Source organism: Bacillus cereus group sp. MYBK108-1 (assembly GCF_051917185.1).
GTDB classification, from domain to species: domain Bacteria; phylum Bacillota; class Bacilli; order Bacillales; family Bacillaceae_G; genus Bacillus_A; species Bacillus_A cereus.
Genome location: NZ_JBQAHZ010000010.1, coordinates 67,580 through 83,242, shown reverse-complemented (window position 1 = coordinate 83,242; position 15,663 = coordinate 67,580). Strand labels below are relative to the sequence as shown.

Genomic DNA, 15,663 nt, shown 5'->3' with positions numbered 1-15,663 from the left:
TTTTTTCGATTACATCTAGTATAATTGTTTCCGTAACTAAGGGCAATACAGTAAATAATGATTTGTAGTTTTATGTAAAATCAGACTCGATATAAAATAATAACATTGGGAAAAATATTTTTACATACAATTTATACTCTTTTCCTTATGGCAGTTTTGAAATAATATCAAAACTCTTTTTCTTTTGTAAAATAGTCGATACCTCAAAATACTATTCTCCTAATAATTACGATTAACCATAATCTTCACAACGGAACACAAGATTTTCTCACAAACTTATTTTCTACTGAATTTTTGACAATCTCTTGAACTGTGCGAAATGTCACATCTGTATTTTACAACATCTCTTATAGTAAGGGTATGTAAGAGAGACGTATTAAAGGAGTGAACAGTATGAAGAAAAAACCTTCAGCACTAATGAGACGTTTAAAATATTTTTCACCAATAGATCGTTATAACGATAATCATACACAAGAAACATATGAAGATCGCGAATGGGAAAATGTGTACAGAAAGCGTTGGCAGCATGATAAAGTAATTCGTTCTACACATGGTGTGAACTGTACTGGTTCATGTAGTTGGAATATTTATGTGAAAGATGGAATTGTGACGTGGGAAGGGCAAGAGCTTAACTATCCAACGACAGGTCCTGATATGCCAGATTTTGAACCGCGAGGATGCCCACGTGGAGCAAGTTTTTCTTGGTACATTTATAGTCCACTTCGTGTGAAATATCCGTATGTACGTGGTGTTCTTTGGAGTATGTGGCAAGAGGAATTACAAAATAATGAGTCACCATTAGATGCTTGGAAAAGCATTGTGGAAAACCCTGAAAAAGCAAGCAAGTATAAGCAGGCACGTGGTAAAGGAGGATTCGTTCGTGCGAATTGGGATGAAGTGTTACAACTCGTTTCAGCTTCATTATTATATACAGTAATGAAATACGGTCCAGACCGAAATGTTGGCTTTTCACCAATTCCAGCTATGTCGATGTTAAGTCATGCTGCAGGCAGCCGCTTTATGCAACTTATGGGTGGACCGATGCTTAGTTTCTATGATTGGTACGCAGATTTACCACCAGCTTCTCCGCAAATTTGGGGTGATCAAACAGATGTACCAGAAAGTAGTGACTGGTATAACTCTGGTTACATTATGACATGGGGTTCAAATGTACCGATGACGAGAACACCAGATGCTCACTTTTTAGCAGAGGTTCGATATAAAGGAACGAAAGTCGTTTCTGTCAGTCCTGACTTCGCTGAATCTACAAAGTTTGCGGATGATTGGATTAGTGTGAAACAAGGTACAGATGGTGCACTTGCGATGGCAATGGGGCATGTGATTTTACAAGAGTTTTACGTAGATAATCAAGTGGAATATTTCACAAAGTATGCGAAGCAATATACTGATTTTCCTTTCTTTGTCACATTGAAACAAAAAGGAGATCAATTCGTTGCTGATCGTTTCTTAAATGCTGCTGATATTGGACGCGAAACGAAGTTAGGAGAATGGAAACCTGTTCTTTGGAACGAGAACACGAATGATTTTGCAACACCTCATGGCACAATGGGCTCACGTTGGGATAACGAAAAGAAATGGAACTTGCGTTTAGAAGATGAAGAAACAGGTGAAAAGATTGATCCACGTCTTTCTTTACTTGGAATGGAAGAATCGATTGGAACTGTACAAATTCCGTACTTCTCTGATGATGGAAACAAAGTATTAGAACGTACAATTCCAGTGAAAAAGGTTATGACAGAAGAAGGCGAAGTGTTCGTTACAACTGTATACGACTTAACGTTAGCAAATTACGGTGTGAACCGAGGGCTTGGCGGACAAGAGCCGAAAGACTTCAATGATGACGTTCCGTTTACACCTGCATGGCAAGAGAAAATGACAGGAGTAAAACGTGAGCTTATTATTCAAATCGCTCGTGAGTTCGCACAAAATGCCGTTGATACGAACGGTCGCTCAATGATTATTGTCGGAGCTGGTATTAACCATTGGTTTAACTCTGATACGATTTATCGCGCCGTTTTAAATCTTGTACTTCTCGTTGGGGCACAAGGTGTAAACGGCGGTGGCTGGGCGCATTATGTTGGGCAAGAAAAATTACGACCAGCAGAAGGATGGCAAACAATCGCGATGGCAAAAGATTGGCAAGGGCCACCAAAATTACAAAATGGTACATCTTTCTTCTATTTCGTAACAGATCAATGGCGCTATGAAGATACACCAGTTGGACATTTAGCATCACCAGTGGAAGGAAACTCTCGTTATCAACATCACGGTGATTATAACGTTTTAGCGGCGCGACTTGGTTGGTTACCTTCTTATCCTACATTTGAGAAAAATGGAATTGAACTATATAAAGAAGCTGTTGCTGCTGGTGCAACAACGCAAGAAGAAATCGGAAAATACGTTGCACAAAAACTAAAAGAAAAAGAACTGAAATTTGCGATTGAAGATCCAGATAACAAAAATAACTTCCCGCGCAACTTATTCGTATGGCGTGCGAATTTAATTTCGAGTTCTGGTAAAGGACATGAATATTTCTTAAAACATTTATTAGGTACAACAAACGGGTTAATGAATGACGACAGTGATTCATTACGACCAGAAGAAATAAAGTGGCATGAAGAAGCGCCAGAAGGAAAGCTTGATTTACTCATTAATTTAGATTTCCGTATGGCTGGAACAGCACTGTATTCTGATATCGTTTTACCTGCTTCAACTTGGTACGAAAAACACGATTTAAGCAGTACAGATATGCATCCATTTGTACATCCATTTAATCCGGCAATCGGTTCACCGTGGGAAGCGCGCTCTGACTGGGATATTTTCACTTCACTTTCTAAAGCTGTGTCAGATTTAGCGAAGAAAATTGATCTTGAACCAATGAAAGAAGTTGTTGCAACACCACTTCTTCATGATACACCGCAAGAATTAGCGCAACCACTTGGCAAGATTAAAGATTGGAGTAAAGGTGAATGTGAACCAATCCCGGGTAAAACGATGCCACAAATTCACGTTGTTGAAAGGGATTATAAAACGATTTATGACAAAATGACTGCGCTTGGACCAAATACCGGAAAACAACCGATTGGTACGAAAGGGATCTCTTGGTCTGCGGAAAAAGAATATGAGCAATTAAAGAGCAAATTAGGAGTTGTTCGAACGGATTCTATCGCGAAAGGTTGCCCAGACATCAAAGAAGCAATCAATGCTGCTGAAGCGGTATTAACACTATCTTCTACAACAAACGGTCATATGGCAGTAAAAGCATGGGAAGCACTTGAAAAACAAACGGATTTAAAATTACGTGATTTAGCAGAAGAACGTGAAGAAGAATGCTTCACATTTGAACAAATTACAGCGCAGCCAAAAACAGTAATTACTTCTCCAGCCTTTACAGGTTCTGAAAAAGGTGGGCGCCGTTACTCACCATTTACAACAAATGTAGAACGTCTCATCCCTTGGAGAACAATCACTGGACGACAATCTTTCTATTTAGATCATGACATGATGAAAGAATTTGGTGAAACGATGGCAACATTTAAACCAATTCTGCAACATAAACCGTTCCGTAAATCACGACCTGAAGTAGAAGGGAAAGAAATTACATTAAACTATTTAACACCGCATAATAAGTGGTCCATTCATAGTATGTACTTCGATTCATTACCGATGTTAACGCTGTTTAGAGGTGGTCCAACCGTTTGGATGAATAAAGAGGATGCAGCTGAAGCAGGCGTTGCGGATAATGATTGGATTGAGTGCTTTAACCGTAACGGTGTTGTTGTAGCGCGTGCTGTTGTAACGCACCGTATACCGAGAGGAATGGCATTTATGCATCATGCGCAAGATCGTCACATTAACGTACCTGGTACGAAATTAACAAGTAATCGCGGGGGAACGCATAATAGTCCAACTCGAATTCACGTAAAACCGACACATATGATTGGTGGATATGGTCAATTAAGTTATGGATTTAACTATTATGGTCCAACTGGGAACCAGCGCGACTTAAACGTTGTAATTCGCAAACTGAAGGAGGTAGATTGGCTTGAAGATTAAAGCACAAGTCGGAATGGTAATGAACCTAGATAAATGCATCGGCTGTCATACTTGTAGCGTAACATGCAAAAACACCTGGACAAATCGTCCAGGTGCTGAATATATGTATTTCAATAACGTAGAAACGAAACCAGGTATTGGTTATCCGAAACAATGGGAAGATCAGGAGAAATATAAAGGCGGCTGGGAATTGAAAAATGGTGAAATTCAGCTGAAATCTGGTTCGAAAATGAAACGTCTTATGAACATTTTCCACAATCCAGATCAACCAACAATTGATGATTACTTTGAACCTTGGAATTATGATTATGAAACATTAACAAATAGCCCACAGCGTAAGCATCAACCAGTTGCTCGTCCAAAATCAGCAATTACAGGCGAATTTATCGACAAAATTGAATGGGGTCCAAACTGGGAGGACGATTTAGCAGGCGGACATATAACAGGATTACAAGATCCGAATGTAAAGAAAATGGAAGAAGGAATTAAAACTGATTTTGAAAACGTCTTTATGATGTATTTACCACGCATATGCGAACATTGTATGAATCCATCGTGCGTATCATCTTGTCCATCTGGTGCAATGTATAAACGTGAAGAAGACGGGATTGTACTTGTGGATCAAAATGCATGTCGTGCTTGGAGATTCTGCGTATCATCTTGTCCATATAAAAAAGTGTATTTTAACTGGCAAACGAATAAAGCTGAAAAATGTACAATGTGTTTCCCACGTATTGAGGCTGGTATGCCAACAATTTGTTCAGAAACATGTGTAGGACGTATCAGGTATATTGGGGTAATGCTATATGACGCTGATAAAGTAAAAGAAGCAGCGTCTGTTGAAGACGAAAAAGATTTATATGAATCTCAGCTTACTGTTTTCCTAGATCCAAATGATCCAGAAGTGGCAGCTGAAGCGAAAAAACAAGGCATTCCTGAAGAATGGATTAAAGCGGCACAAGAGTCACCAATCTATAAAATGATTATCGATTGGAAAATTGCTCTACCTCTTCACCCAGAGTATCGTACAATGCCAATGGTTTGGTATATCCCGCCGCTTAGTCCAATTATGAATATGGTGGAAGGGAAAGGAAGTAACTGGAAAGCAGAAGAGATTTTCCCTGCTATCGATAATATGCGTATTCCAATTCAATATTTAGCGAATTTACTCACTGCAGGAGATGAATCACACATTCGTCTTACATTGAAGAAAATGGCTGTTATGCGAACGCATATGAGAGCGCTGCAAATTAATAAAGAGCCAAATGAAGCTGTATTAAAAGAACTTGGTTTAACAAAACAGGATGTAGAAGATATGTATCGTCTTCTTGCTATTGCGAAATATAAAGATCGCTTCGTCATTCCGGGCACTCACCGTGAACAAGTGGCAGATTTATATAGCGAACAAGGAAGCTGTGGTTTATCATTCGCAGGTGGTCCAGGCTCTTGTATGACAATTTCTTAAATAAAGGGGGCAGAAAAATATGAAACAAATTTTACAAGCTGCTTTTTCTTGTTCTTCTTTTCTTCTCTCCTATCCTGAACTAGGGTGGAGGGAAGCTGTAACTGAATTACTAGAAGAGATTGAAGCGATTGAACAGGACGATGTTAAAGCTTCACTTGCAACATTTATAAAACAAGCGCTAAATAAAACGAATGATCAACTCATTGATAGTTACGTATATACATTCGATTTTGGTAAGAAAACAAATATGTATCTTACTTATATGAACACTGGTGAACAAAGAGAAAGAGGTATTGAATTACTGGAGTTAAAACAGCATTATAAAAAATCTGGTTTTGAAGTAACAGATAAAGAACTACCTGATTATTTACCGCTATTGCTTGAGTTTTTTGCAAATGCAAATGAGATAGACATTGAACCAATTATGAGTAAATACAAGGAGAACATCCAAGCATTACACGTTCAGTTAAAAGAAGCAGGTAGTATGTATGAACCAATTCTTGCGGCTGTTCTACTCGCTATCGATACATGGGGTGTACAGACAAATTAGAAAGGAGAGTTGTTAAAATGATGGATCAATTTCTATGGGTATTGTTTCCCTATATCATTTTTGCAATCTTTATCGGTGGACATATTTTTAGATACAACTATGATCAATTTGGATGGACATCAAAATCTAGTGAACTATTAGAAAAGAAAATGCTCCGAATCGGAAGTCTATTATTCCACTTTGGGATTATGTTCGTAATTGGCGGTCATGTTATGGGGATATTAATTCCAGAAGCTGTATACCGTTCGATAGGTATTTCTGAGCATACGTATCACATAATGGCAATTAGTTTCGGGCTTCCGGCAGGTGTTGCTTCTATCATCGGTTTAATTATATTAATGTACCGCCGCTTAACTGTAAAACGTATCATTGCAACGAGTACAAAGGGAGATTATATTGCGCTTATTTTATTACTTATCGTAATGCTAGCAGGACTTTCTTCAACATTTTTAAATATCGATTCAAAAGGATTTGATTATCGTACAACAATTGGCCCTTGGTTCCGAAGTCTCTTTATTTTCCAACCGAAAGTTGAATATATGACGGAAGTACCTGTATGGTTTAAAATTCATATTCTTGCGGGAATGGGGCTTTTCGCAGTATGGCCATTTACTAGACTGGTACACGTATTTAGTGCCCCAATTAAATATATAAGCCGTAGCTATGTAATTTACAGAAGACGTATTCCTAATGAGTTGAAAAAATAATTTAGTTTTATATGTTTCGTAATTTATAAAGAAAGCCGAGATCTAATTGGAGACCTCGGCTTTCTTTGTAGGTATAAGTATCTAAATAAGACGCTAATCAATACTACAAACAGAAGCAGAACAATCTTCACAAGCAATTTCACATTTTAAAAATTGTAAATCGTGGATTGTAATCTTTCCTTTATGAATAGAAATTGTACCTTGCTTTTTTAATTCATTTAACATTCGATTTACACTTTCACGTGAAGTTGCACAGAAATTAGCAAGTTCTTGATTCGTTAATGGTAAATCGATGAGAATACCATTTTCCTTTAAAACACCATAACTATTTGTCATTCGTATGAGAGTAGAATATAGGGCACCTTTTTTGCCGTGTAATACTAAATCTCGGAACTTCGTTTGCATTCTTCTTAAATGTTCACTAATCCATTTCATAAATTCAAATACAAGAGCTGGTTTTTGGAGTAATTCTTTTTCTAACGCTTCACGCTTTATAACGCCTACTTCAACATCTTCAAGGCATTTTGAATTTAATAAATACTTCGCATTATCCGTGAACAATGTTAATTCTCCAATAATGTCGTATGCCGAACAAATTCGAAGTGTTAGTTCTTGCCCGTCAGCACTAAGTTTACTAATTTGTACTTTTCCAGAGTGGATGATATAGAGTTCGGTTGCCTCCATACCTTCCTGAAAAATAAAACTACCTTTTTTAATTTGCATTTTATATTCAACAGATGCAAGTAATTCTTTTAAATCTTGAGATAATGTCATACTGTTTGCCACAGCAATCACCTTTCTTCTTATAAGCAATACATTTCCTATTTTGAGTGTAAATATGATGAAAATGCAAGAGCTATTTTAAAAATAATGTAAAATTTCAATGACCGTAAAGAGTATGGCCTGAAGATGTGAACAAAATGCGAACGGATTTGTGAAAAGTTTTTGAATGGGGAAAGTGATGTGAGAAAAGTCACATTGAATATGTAGCTTCTTTTTTATAATAAAGGCAAATAAAAAAATGAAAGCTTACTAAGGATTGCAGCAGAAAAGAAGGGATAGAGATGCACGAGAACATAAAAGATTCTTTAAAGCGGCCACTTCAAGATTTACGTATTTCAGTTATTGATCGTTGTAATTTTAGGTGTACATACTGTATGCCTGCTGAAGTGTTCGGACCTGATTACGCTTTTTTAAAGGAAGAGCTTTTATTAACGTTCGATGAAATAGAAAGGTTAGCGAGATTATTTATAAGTATGGGAGTTAATAAAATTAGGCTTACTGGCGGTGAACCTTTATTGCGTAAAGACTTATCGACGTTAATTGCAAGACTTACAAATCTAGAAGGCTTACAAGATATTGGACTCACAACAAACGGAATTCATTTAGCAAAACAAGCTAAGGCGCTAAAAGAAGCAGGATTAAAGCGTGTGAATATTAGTTTAGATGCAATAGAGGATCATGTCTTCCAAAAAATTAATGGAAGAAATGTAAGTACGAAACCTGTACTGAAAGGAATTGAAGCAGCGAAGGAAGCTGGATTAGAAGTAAAGGTAAATATGGTCGTAAAAAAAGGGATGAATGATAGTCAAATTCTTCCTATGGTTCGTTATTTTAAAGAACAAGAAATACAGTTACGTTTCATTGAGTTTATGGATGTAGGCAGTACGAACGGATGGAACTTTGAGCAAGTCGTTACGAAGGAACAATTAATAGAGAAAATTAATCGTGTATATCCAATTGAGCCCGCTCAGCCTCGTTACTTTGGAGAGGTTGCGAAATTGTATCGATATGTAGGGAGTAATGCAGAAGTGGGATTTATTACTTCTGTTTCTGAGTCATTTTGTTCTTCTTGTACGAGAGCACGTATTTCGGCAGATGGTAAGTTTTTTACGTGCCTATTTGGAGAAAAAGGAACGGATTTGCGAACGCTTCTTCGAGAAAATATTTCTGATGCCTCACTATTAAAAATTTTACAACATACATGGCGATATAGAACAGATCGATATTCAGATGAAAGAACGGTTGAGAGTGCAAGTAAACGTCCAAAAGTTGAAATGTCTTACATTGGTGGATAGTGAAAGGAGGATTTCTTATGCAAGAGCGTTATTCAAGACAAGTGTTGTTTTCTGGAATTGGTGAAATGGGACAAAGAAAAATAAGAGAAAAGCATGTGCTCCTAATCGGTGCGGGTGCACTAGGAGCTGCAAATGCAGAGGCTCTTGTTAGAATGGGAATTGGGAAATTGACAATTGCTGACCGTGACTACGTTGAATGGAGTAATTTACAACGGCAACAGTTATATACAGAAGAAGATGCAAAACAATGCAAACCAAAAGCAATTGCAGCGGCAGAACATGTAAGAAAGATTAATTCTGAAGTGGAAATTGTACCAGTTGTAATGGATGTCACAATGCAAGAAATAGAAGAGTTAACAAAAGAAGTGGATCTCATTATAGATGCCACTGACAACTTCGATACGCGCCTACTTATAAATGATATTTCACAAAAAGAAAATATACCTTGGATATACGGTGGATGCGTTGGAAGTTACGGTGTAACGTATACAATTCTTCCAGGAAAAACACCATGTTTTCGCTGCTTAATGGATCATCCGATGGGCGGTGCAACATGTGATACAGCGGGAATTATTCAGCCAGCTGTACAGATGGTTGTTGCTCACCAAGTGACAGAAGCAATGAAAATATTGGTGGATGATTTCGAGACGCTACGAGGAACAATGTTATCATTTGATATTTGGAACAATCAGTATCTCTCATTGAAAGTGAATAGGCAGAAGAAAAATACATGTCCATCTTGTGGGAAATCACGAACGTATCCAAGTTTAACATTTGATGCACAGATGAAAACGGAAGTGCTATGTGGACGGAATACGGTTCAAATCCGTCCAGGGATAAAACGCGTTCTTCATTTAGAGGAAGTTCAAAAACGATTACAAAAAAGTGTACATGTCCAAAAAACACCTTACTTACTATCATTTGTAATTGATGAATATCGTTTCGTTTTATTTACAGACGGTAGGGCATTTATTCATGGGACAAATGATGTGAAACTAGCAAAACGATTATACGCAAAATATATAGGATGAATAGAAAGTGAGTTTCACTTTCCAAAAACGAGGTGAAAAAGAATGGTATTAAAACGTAATCCAATTCCAGTGGCAGAAGCAGTTGCACGAGTAATGGAATATGCTTATCAGGGTGAAATAGAAGAGGTTTCTCTTATAGAAAGCTACGGTAGAACGCTTGGAAAAGATGTTATTGCAGATCATGATGTCCCGCATTTTGATCGCTCTCCGTACGACGGGTTTGCGATTCGAGCAGAAGATACGAAAGAAGCAAGTAGCAGTAATCCCATTCTGTTTGAAGTAATTGGTGAAATTGGAGCAGGTTTTGTTTTTACAGAAGAAGTGAAAGAATTTCAAGCTGTCCGTATTATGACAGGTGCGGCAATTCCTGTGGGGTGTAATACAGTAGTTATGTTAGAGCTAACGGAAGGATTTGAAGAAAACGAAAAGACTTATATGAAATTGAAACGCTCCTTTGTTGCTGGTGATAACATTTCTTTTAAAGGAGAAGATGTAAAACAAAATAGCATCCTTGTGGAAAAAGGGACTGTTATTAATCCGGGAGTTGCAGCGCTTCTTGCTACGTTTGGTTATAGTACGGTATATGTTATAAAACAACCAGTGATTGGAATTGTAACGACGGGTAGCGAACTGCTTGAAGTACATGAAAAATTAAAGCCAGGGAAGATTCGAAATAGTAACTCCTATATGATAGCTGCTCAAATTGAACGAGCAGGGGGGATTGTACAGTATTATGGGCAATTCGCTGACGATTTTGAGACGTGTTATAACACTGTAAAAAAGGCGATAAAAGAAGTTGATATATTAATTACAACTGGTGGTGTTTCAGTAGGAGACTATGACTATTTACCTGCCATCTATGAGAGATTACGAGCTAATGTACTTTTTGACAAAATAGCGATGCGACCAGGAAGTGTGACAACTGTAGCTGAGGTAGAAGGAAAATTACTATTTGGTCTATCTGGTAATCCTTCTGCTTGTTATGTCGGTTGTGAATTATATGTTAGACCAGTGATTGGAAAATACTTGCATAGGGAAGATTCGCACATATATCGTGCAGAGGCAATTTTACAAAAAGACTTTCCGAAAGCAAACCCATTTACTCGTTTTGTAAGAGGGAGAGTGGAAATTGTAGATGGGCAATTACAAGTTACACCAGTTGGTTTAGATAAATCTAGCGCAATTTCTTCACTTGCAGAAGCGAATGCATTTATCGTTTTGCCAGGGGGAACGAGAGGATTTAAAGCTGGAATTACTGTTTCGGTACTGTTATTAGAATCAAACAACGGAAGTGAGTGGCCGTGGGAAGAACCGCTTCGATCATACAAGTAATAGAAAAATAGGTTGCTAACTTATATAAAGATAAGAGGTGCAAAATGACACATACGTATTATGAAGTAATTGATACACCTATTTCAATTGAAGAAGTTACAAACAAAGTAATTCGTCGTGAGTGTGGTGCGGTTACTACTTTTATTGGTACTGTTAGAGAATTTACGAAAGGTCGACGTACACTTTGTTTAGAGTATGTAGCTTATAAGACAATGGCGGAGAAACAGCTTGAGAGAATTGGCACTGAAGTAGGAGAGAATTGGCCGGGGACATATGTCGCTATTACACATCGCATTGGTACATTACAAATTTCTGATCTTGCTGTCGTTGTCGCTGTGTCTACACTACATCGGAAAGCTGCATATGAGGCGAACGAATATATTATGGAGCGTATAAAACAAATTGTTCCTATTTGGAAAAAAGAGTTTTGGGAAGATGGTGAATCATGGATTGGTGATCAGTTAGAGAAAACAGCATATGGTAATGGCGAGCCTGGAAAGGAGATGAGAATATGATTGAAGTACTATTATTTGCACATTTGCAAGAAGGAGCAAGTAAGCCGGCTTTGCATATAGACTATGAAAATATTACGGTTGCGGAATTAAAGGAAGTCCTCACTAAGAAATACAACATAGCAATTTCAAACGAGATTATGGTCGCGATAAATGAAGAATACGCAAATGAGGATGACATCATCCAAATTGGTGATGTCGTAGCAATGATTCCGCCAGTAAGTGGTGGTTGATTCTTTTCAGCCTAATCATGTTAGGACGTGATTAGGCTGGAGAGAATGAATATAACTATGCATACATAGGAGGGAACAGGATGAAAAGTCCTAATTTTCAATTAAGTTTACAAACTTCTAATCTAATTATCGGTTTTATGGTATGGGTCATTTTATCATCATTAATGCCTTATATTAAAGCGGATATTCCATTAACTGCGGGACAAATTTCTATGGTCACAGCAGTACCTGTTATTTTAGGCTCTATTCTTCGTATTCCAATTGGTTATTGGACGAATCGTTTCGGAGCAAGAAAATTATTCTTTATTAGTTTTATTCTATTATTATTTCCTGTTTTTTATATTAGTGTTGCCAATTCTATGATGGATTTAATTATTGGTGGATTATTTGTAGGAATCGGTGGTGCTGTATTCTCTGTAGGAGTAACTTCTTTACCAAAATACTTTCCGAAAGAGAGTCACGGTTTTGTAAATGGTATTTACGGTGTCGGTAACGCCGGAACAGCAATTACTTCGTTTTTAGCACCTGTCATTGCAACTTCAGTTGGCTGGAGAACGACAGTACAATGTTATTTAGTTTTACTTGCAGCGTTTGCACTTATGAACTTTTTATTAGGTGATCGTAAGGAGAAAAAAGTGAATACACCACTAATGGAACAAATAAAAGGTGTATATAAAAATGAGAAACTTTGGTTTTTATGTATCTTTTACTTTTTAACATTCGGATCATTTGTCGCATTTACAGTATACTTACCAAACTTTCTAGTATCTCACTTCGGATTAGAGAAAGTAGATGCAGGTATGCGGACAGCCGGATTCATCGTACTCGCAACAATTATGCGCCCGATTGGTGGTTGGCTCGGTGATAAGTTTAATCCATTTAAAATATTAATCTTCGTATTTATCGGTTTAACACTTTCAGGTATTATTTTATCGTTTATGCCAAGTATGAACGTGTATACATTTGGTTGCTTACTAGTAGCATTTTGTGCAGGGATTGGTAATGGTACAATCTTCAAACTCGTTCCAATGTATTTCTCAGAACAAGCTGGTATTGTAAATGGTCTCGTATCAGCTTTAGGTGGACTAGGAGGATTCTTCCCACCGCTAATTTTAACATTACTATTCCAATTAACAGGTCATTATGCAATTGGATTTATGGCGCTATCAGAAGTCGCACTTGCTTGTTTAATCATTACAGTATGGATGTATAGCCAAGAGAAATTGTTAGTGATGTTAAAGAATCATTAATAAGGAAAAAGAACCATCCCAAAGTATATTGGGATGGTTCTTTTAGTAATAGGCTTCAACATGTTTTTATTGATATCTCAATAAACGCTTGTTTTCTATAAGAATGTGTTTTTAAAATGAAAAACAGAAGGCTTATGGAATTTTATTTTAAAATATAGAAGTCAAAAGTTATTCATTTAAAGGGTAGATTAGTGAAGGAAATCTTAAATCTATTCTAAAGATCGAACTCATTTTTAGAATGCAAATATTTAATTGAATCGGGATGTTTAGATGAAAAAAATATAAGTCCACTCAAGATAAACAAGTATCAGGTGTGTTAGGTGGTTTAAGCGACAAGTATGGGATTGATGTAAGTATTCTTCGCATAGTAACTGCAGTATCAGATTTTTTTAGGGCCAAATTTTTTGGTAAGGCTAACGGATATTGTGAAAAAAGTACTACACTAAAGAATACAGTTTAGTTCAATAAGATAAAATTATGAATTTGTATAAATAATCCATAATTTTCTTTATGAGTTATATTTGATATGTTAAAGAAAAGAGAGGGGAGGGAAATGAAATAAGAATTTTTGATGAGCATTTTCATATTATCGATTTCAGTTTTCTGATTATTGAGAACTAAGGGTGTTTTCCGATGAATGAAATGTGTCCACATTTAGTAAAGCGTTTAATCCAACTAAAATATATTTAGAATGAGGTTTTAAATGTTTGTATTTATTATATTAGACGTAATATTACCGATATTAATATTGATGCTAATTGGTGCAATCTTACAAAGAAAGTTCCAATTTAACTTAAAGCAGCTATCTACACTTATTACTTATTGCTTAATGCCAGCGGCTGTATTTGTGAATATATATGATATTCGTATAGAAACAGGTTTGTTGCTCCAGATAATATACTATTTAATGCTTTATAGTCTGAGTCTGATCATAGTAAGTCATTTCATTTCAAAAATATTAAAGTTAGAAAAAGGAGAAAGTGCAGCTCTAAAAAATAGCATTTCGTTAATGAATTCCGGTAATTATGGGTTACCAGTAAGTCAATTGATTTTCAGTCACAATCCAGTGGGGGTTTCCATTCAAATTTTTATTGTTATTTTCCAGAATCTTTCAACTTATTCATATGGGATATATAACTTACTATCAGCAACAAAAACAATCGGAGGTATTATTCAATCATTTCTAAGACTGCCTGTATTTCATGCACTCGTATTAGGGGTTTTCTTTCAATCTTTTACAATTCAAATACCTAATTCTATCTTTATTCCTCTTAGTCAGCTTGCGAATGGTTTTGTTGCAATAGCACTCATATTGCTAGGGGCACAATTATCCAACATTAAGCTTAATTTTTTCCATCGAGTCATAACATGGGCTTTAATTGGAAGGTTACTGATGGGACCATTATTAGCACTTGCCGTAATATACATACTAAACATCGATGGTATTGTTGCACAATCATTATTTATTGCAAGTTCTTTTCCTACTTCAAGAAATACATCAACCATTGCTATGGAATATCAAATAGAGCCTGAATTACATGCACAAATCGTTTTATTTTCAACACTTTTCAGCATTATTACAGTAACTGTCGTTATTTATTTGTCATATATTTTGTTTTGAATATACGTGTTAAAACGAATAGATTTGAGGCGGTAAATGATGGCGGAAATCCCATAGATATGAGAAGAAAACAGTCTATGATATATTGGGTATCGTTTACAATTGTACCATGTCTGATAATCAAGTAGCTTAGCGAAAAAAGACACAATTTCGCTTATAATTGACGTTACATGAGCTTAGTTTGATAGCGGTGGGGTGGGAGTGTCAAGTAAGAAATTTTTCTTTATTGATTTTATGCGGTTTTTCCGCAAAATTGTAACTAAGGGGGATTCCAAGTTGAGTAAACAGAATATCAGCACAACAGTTTCAGGAGATATAATTGTTACCCATCTAGTTGGCAATATAAAAACAGATGATGTGTATGAATGGTTTAATGGTTTTGAGCAGGTTTGTCAGCAATTCATTTCTGAAGGGCGGAAATACAAATTGTTGGTGGATAGAAAAGGATACACGCCAAATCATTTTTCTGTTCAAAAAGTATGGAAAGAGAAGTTCTTCAATGAAATCATTTTGAATAACAGTAAGGCAATTGCATTTCTCCTTGAAGAGGGGGAGATAATGGATTATTTACAACAATCTAATACGAAAGAATCTGTGAGATTTTTTGATGATTATGAACAAGCGCTAATTTGGTTGAATGAATATCCAATATAAAACCTGTATTGAAGCAGTTGCTCTCAAGCAACTGCTTTTTTGTCCGTAATTGTTGCCGTTATTTTTCTTCACAGATTCTTGTCCAATTGTTTGTCTGATCCTAAAAAACGAAACTAAAGCAAAAAGAACAAACGCCTCTAAAAAACGTTTGTT

Annotated in this window: 13 protein-coding genes and 1 pseudogene; 13 read left to right on the top strand and 1 reads right to left on the bottom strand. The window is 36.4% G+C overall.

Translation table 11 applies throughout. The features are described 5' to 3' along the window. Positions 1-393: 393 nt before the first annotated feature. The 4 genes from ACTFSL_RS15880 to narI are packed head-to-tail and all read left to right on the top strand — an operon-like array spanning position 394 to position 6,799. Positions 394-4,077 (top strand): nitrate reductase subunit alpha, encoded by a 3,684-nt coding sequence (locus ACTFSL_RS15880; protein WP_119683246.1) that lies wholly within the window; start codon positions 394-396, stop codon positions 4,075-4,077. After that, the gene (gene narH, locus ACTFSL_RS15875; protein WP_440042024.1) at positions 4,067-5,542 is read left to right on the top strand and encodes a nitrate reductase subunit beta; all 1,476 of its coding nucleotides are present in this window, start codon (positions 4,067-4,069) and stop codon (positions 5,540-5,542) included. Before ACTFSL_RS15880 ends, narH begins: the two co-directional genes overlap by 11 nt. Positions 5,543-5,561: 19 nt before the next feature. Continuing rightward, positions 5,562-6,092 carry a nitrate reductase molybdenum cofactor assembly chaperone gene (narJ, locus tag ACTFSL_RS15870; protein ID WP_134266048.1) on the top strand — a complete coding sequence of 177 codons (531 nt, stop codon included), beginning with the start codon at positions 5,562-5,564 and terminating at the stop codon, positions 6,090-6,092. Positions 6,093-6,109: 17 nt separating this feature from the next. Continuing rightward, on the top strand, positions 6,110-6,799 hold the full coding sequence (gene narI, locus ACTFSL_RS15865; protein WP_326264280.1) for a respiratory nitrate reductase subunit gamma: 690 nt from the start codon (positions 6,110-6,112) through the stop codon (positions 6,797-6,799). Between the two features lie 93 nt (positions 6,800-6,892). Here narI and ACTFSL_RS15860 read toward each other — a convergent pair whose 3' ends face one another. After that, entirely contained in the window at positions 6,893-7,585 is a 693-nt protein-coding gene (locus ACTFSL_RS15860; protein ID WP_000013859.1) for a Crp/Fnr family transcriptional regulator, read from the bottom strand. 278 nt (positions 7,586-7,863) lie between these two features. Here ACTFSL_RS15860 and moaA point away from each other — a divergent pair, with 278 nt between their 5' ends. The 9 genes and pseudogenes from moaA to ACTFSL_RS15815 all read left to right on the top strand — a co-directional run bounded on the left by moaA (position 7,864) and on the right by ACTFSL_RS15815 (position 15,510). Further along, complete coding sequence (moaA, locus tag ACTFSL_RS15855; RefSeq protein WP_000545004.1) at positions 7,864-8,877, top strand: GTP 3',8-cyclase MoaA; 1,014 nt, start codon at positions 7,864-7,866, stop codon at positions 8,875-8,877. A 17-nt stretch (positions 8,878-8,894) separates the two neighbouring features. Beyond that, entirely contained in the window at positions 8,895-9,908 is a 1,014-nt protein-coding gene (locus ACTFSL_RS15850; RefSeq protein WP_119683248.1) for a molybdopterin-synthase adenylyltransferase MoeB, read from the top strand. Positions 9,909-9,950: 42 nt separating this feature from the next. After that, complete coding sequence (locus ACTFSL_RS15845) at positions 9,951-11,240, top strand: molybdopterin molybdotransferase MoeA (protein ID WP_440042021.1); 1,290 nt, start codon at positions 9,951-9,953, stop codon at positions 11,238-11,240. 44 nt (positions 11,241-11,284) lie between these two features. Then, entirely contained in the window at positions 11,285-11,755 is a 471-nt protein-coding gene (locus ACTFSL_RS15840; RefSeq protein WP_119683250.1) for a molybdenum cofactor biosynthesis protein MoaE, read from the top strand. Further along, positions 11,752-11,985: a molybdopterin converting factor subunit 1 gene (moaD, locus tag ACTFSL_RS15835; protein ID WP_000573692.1), complete on the top strand. Its 234-nt coding sequence runs from the start codon at positions 11,752-11,754 to the stop codon at positions 11,983-11,985. Before ACTFSL_RS15840 ends, moaD begins: the two co-directional genes overlap by 4 nt. Positions 11,986-12,065: 80 nt before the next feature. Further along, the gene (narK, locus tag ACTFSL_RS15830) at positions 12,066-13,235 is read left to right on the top strand and encodes a nitrate transporter NarK (protein WP_000841841.1); all 1,170 of its coding nucleotides are present in this window, start codon (positions 12,066-12,068) and stop codon (positions 13,233-13,235) included. A gap of 274 nt (positions 13,236-13,509) precedes the next feature. Further along, positions 13,510-13,638 (top strand): annotated as a pseudogene (locus ACTFSL_RS15825) (PspC domain-containing protein); the annotation flags it as partial. A gap of 300 nt (positions 13,639-13,938) precedes the next feature. Then, positions 13,939-14,856, top strand: a complete 918-nt coding sequence (locus ACTFSL_RS15820; protein ID WP_440042019.1) for an AEC family transporter — start codon at positions 13,939-13,941, stop codon at positions 14,854-14,856. A gap of 234 nt (positions 14,857-15,090) precedes the next feature. After that, the gene (locus ACTFSL_RS15815) at positions 15,091-15,510 is read left to right on the top strand and encodes an STAS/SEC14 domain-containing protein (RefSeq protein WP_073339619.1); all 420 of its coding nucleotides are present in this window, start codon (positions 15,091-15,093) and stop codon (positions 15,508-15,510) included. Positions 15,511-15,663: the final 153 nt, after the last annotated feature.

Coding starts and splice junctions, on each gene's coding strand:
- ACTFSL_RS15880 (WP_119683246.1), top strand. CDS start 394: ATGAAGAAAAAACCTTCAGCACTAATGAGACGTTTAAAATATTTTTCA.
- narJ (WP_134266048.1), top strand. CDS start 5,562: ATGAAACAAATTTTACAAGCTGCTTTTTCTTGTTCTTCTTTTCTTCTC.
- narI (WP_326264280.1), top strand. CDS start 6,110: ATGATGGATCAATTTCTATGGGTATTGTTTCCCTATATCATTTTTGCA.
- moaA (WP_000545004.1), top strand. CDS start 7,864: ATGCACGAGAACATAAAAGATTCTTTAAAGCGGCCACTTCAAGATTTA.
- ACTFSL_RS15850 (WP_119683248.1), top strand. CDS start 8,895: ATGCAAGAGCGTTATTCAAGACAAGTGTTGTTTTCTGGAATTGGTGAA.
- ACTFSL_RS15845 (WP_440042021.1), top strand. CDS start 9,951: ATGGTATTAAAACGTAATCCAATTCCAGTGGCAGAAGCAGTTGCACGA.
- ACTFSL_RS15840 (WP_119683250.1), top strand. CDS start 11,285: ATGACACATACGTATTATGAAGTAATTGATACACCTATTTCAATTGAA.
- moaD (WP_000573692.1), top strand. CDS start 11,752: ATGATTGAAGTACTATTATTTGCACATTTGCAAGAAGGAGCAAGTAAG.
- narK (WP_000841841.1), top strand. CDS start 12,066: ATGAAAAGTCCTAATTTTCAATTAAGTTTACAAACTTCTAATCTAATT.
- ACTFSL_RS15820 (WP_440042019.1), top strand. CDS start 13,939: ATGTTTGTATTTATTATATTAGACGTAATATTACCGATATTAATATTG.
- ACTFSL_RS15815 (WP_073339619.1), top strand. CDS start 15,091: ATGCGGTTTTTCCGCAAAATTGTAACTAAGGGGGATTCCAAGTTGAGT.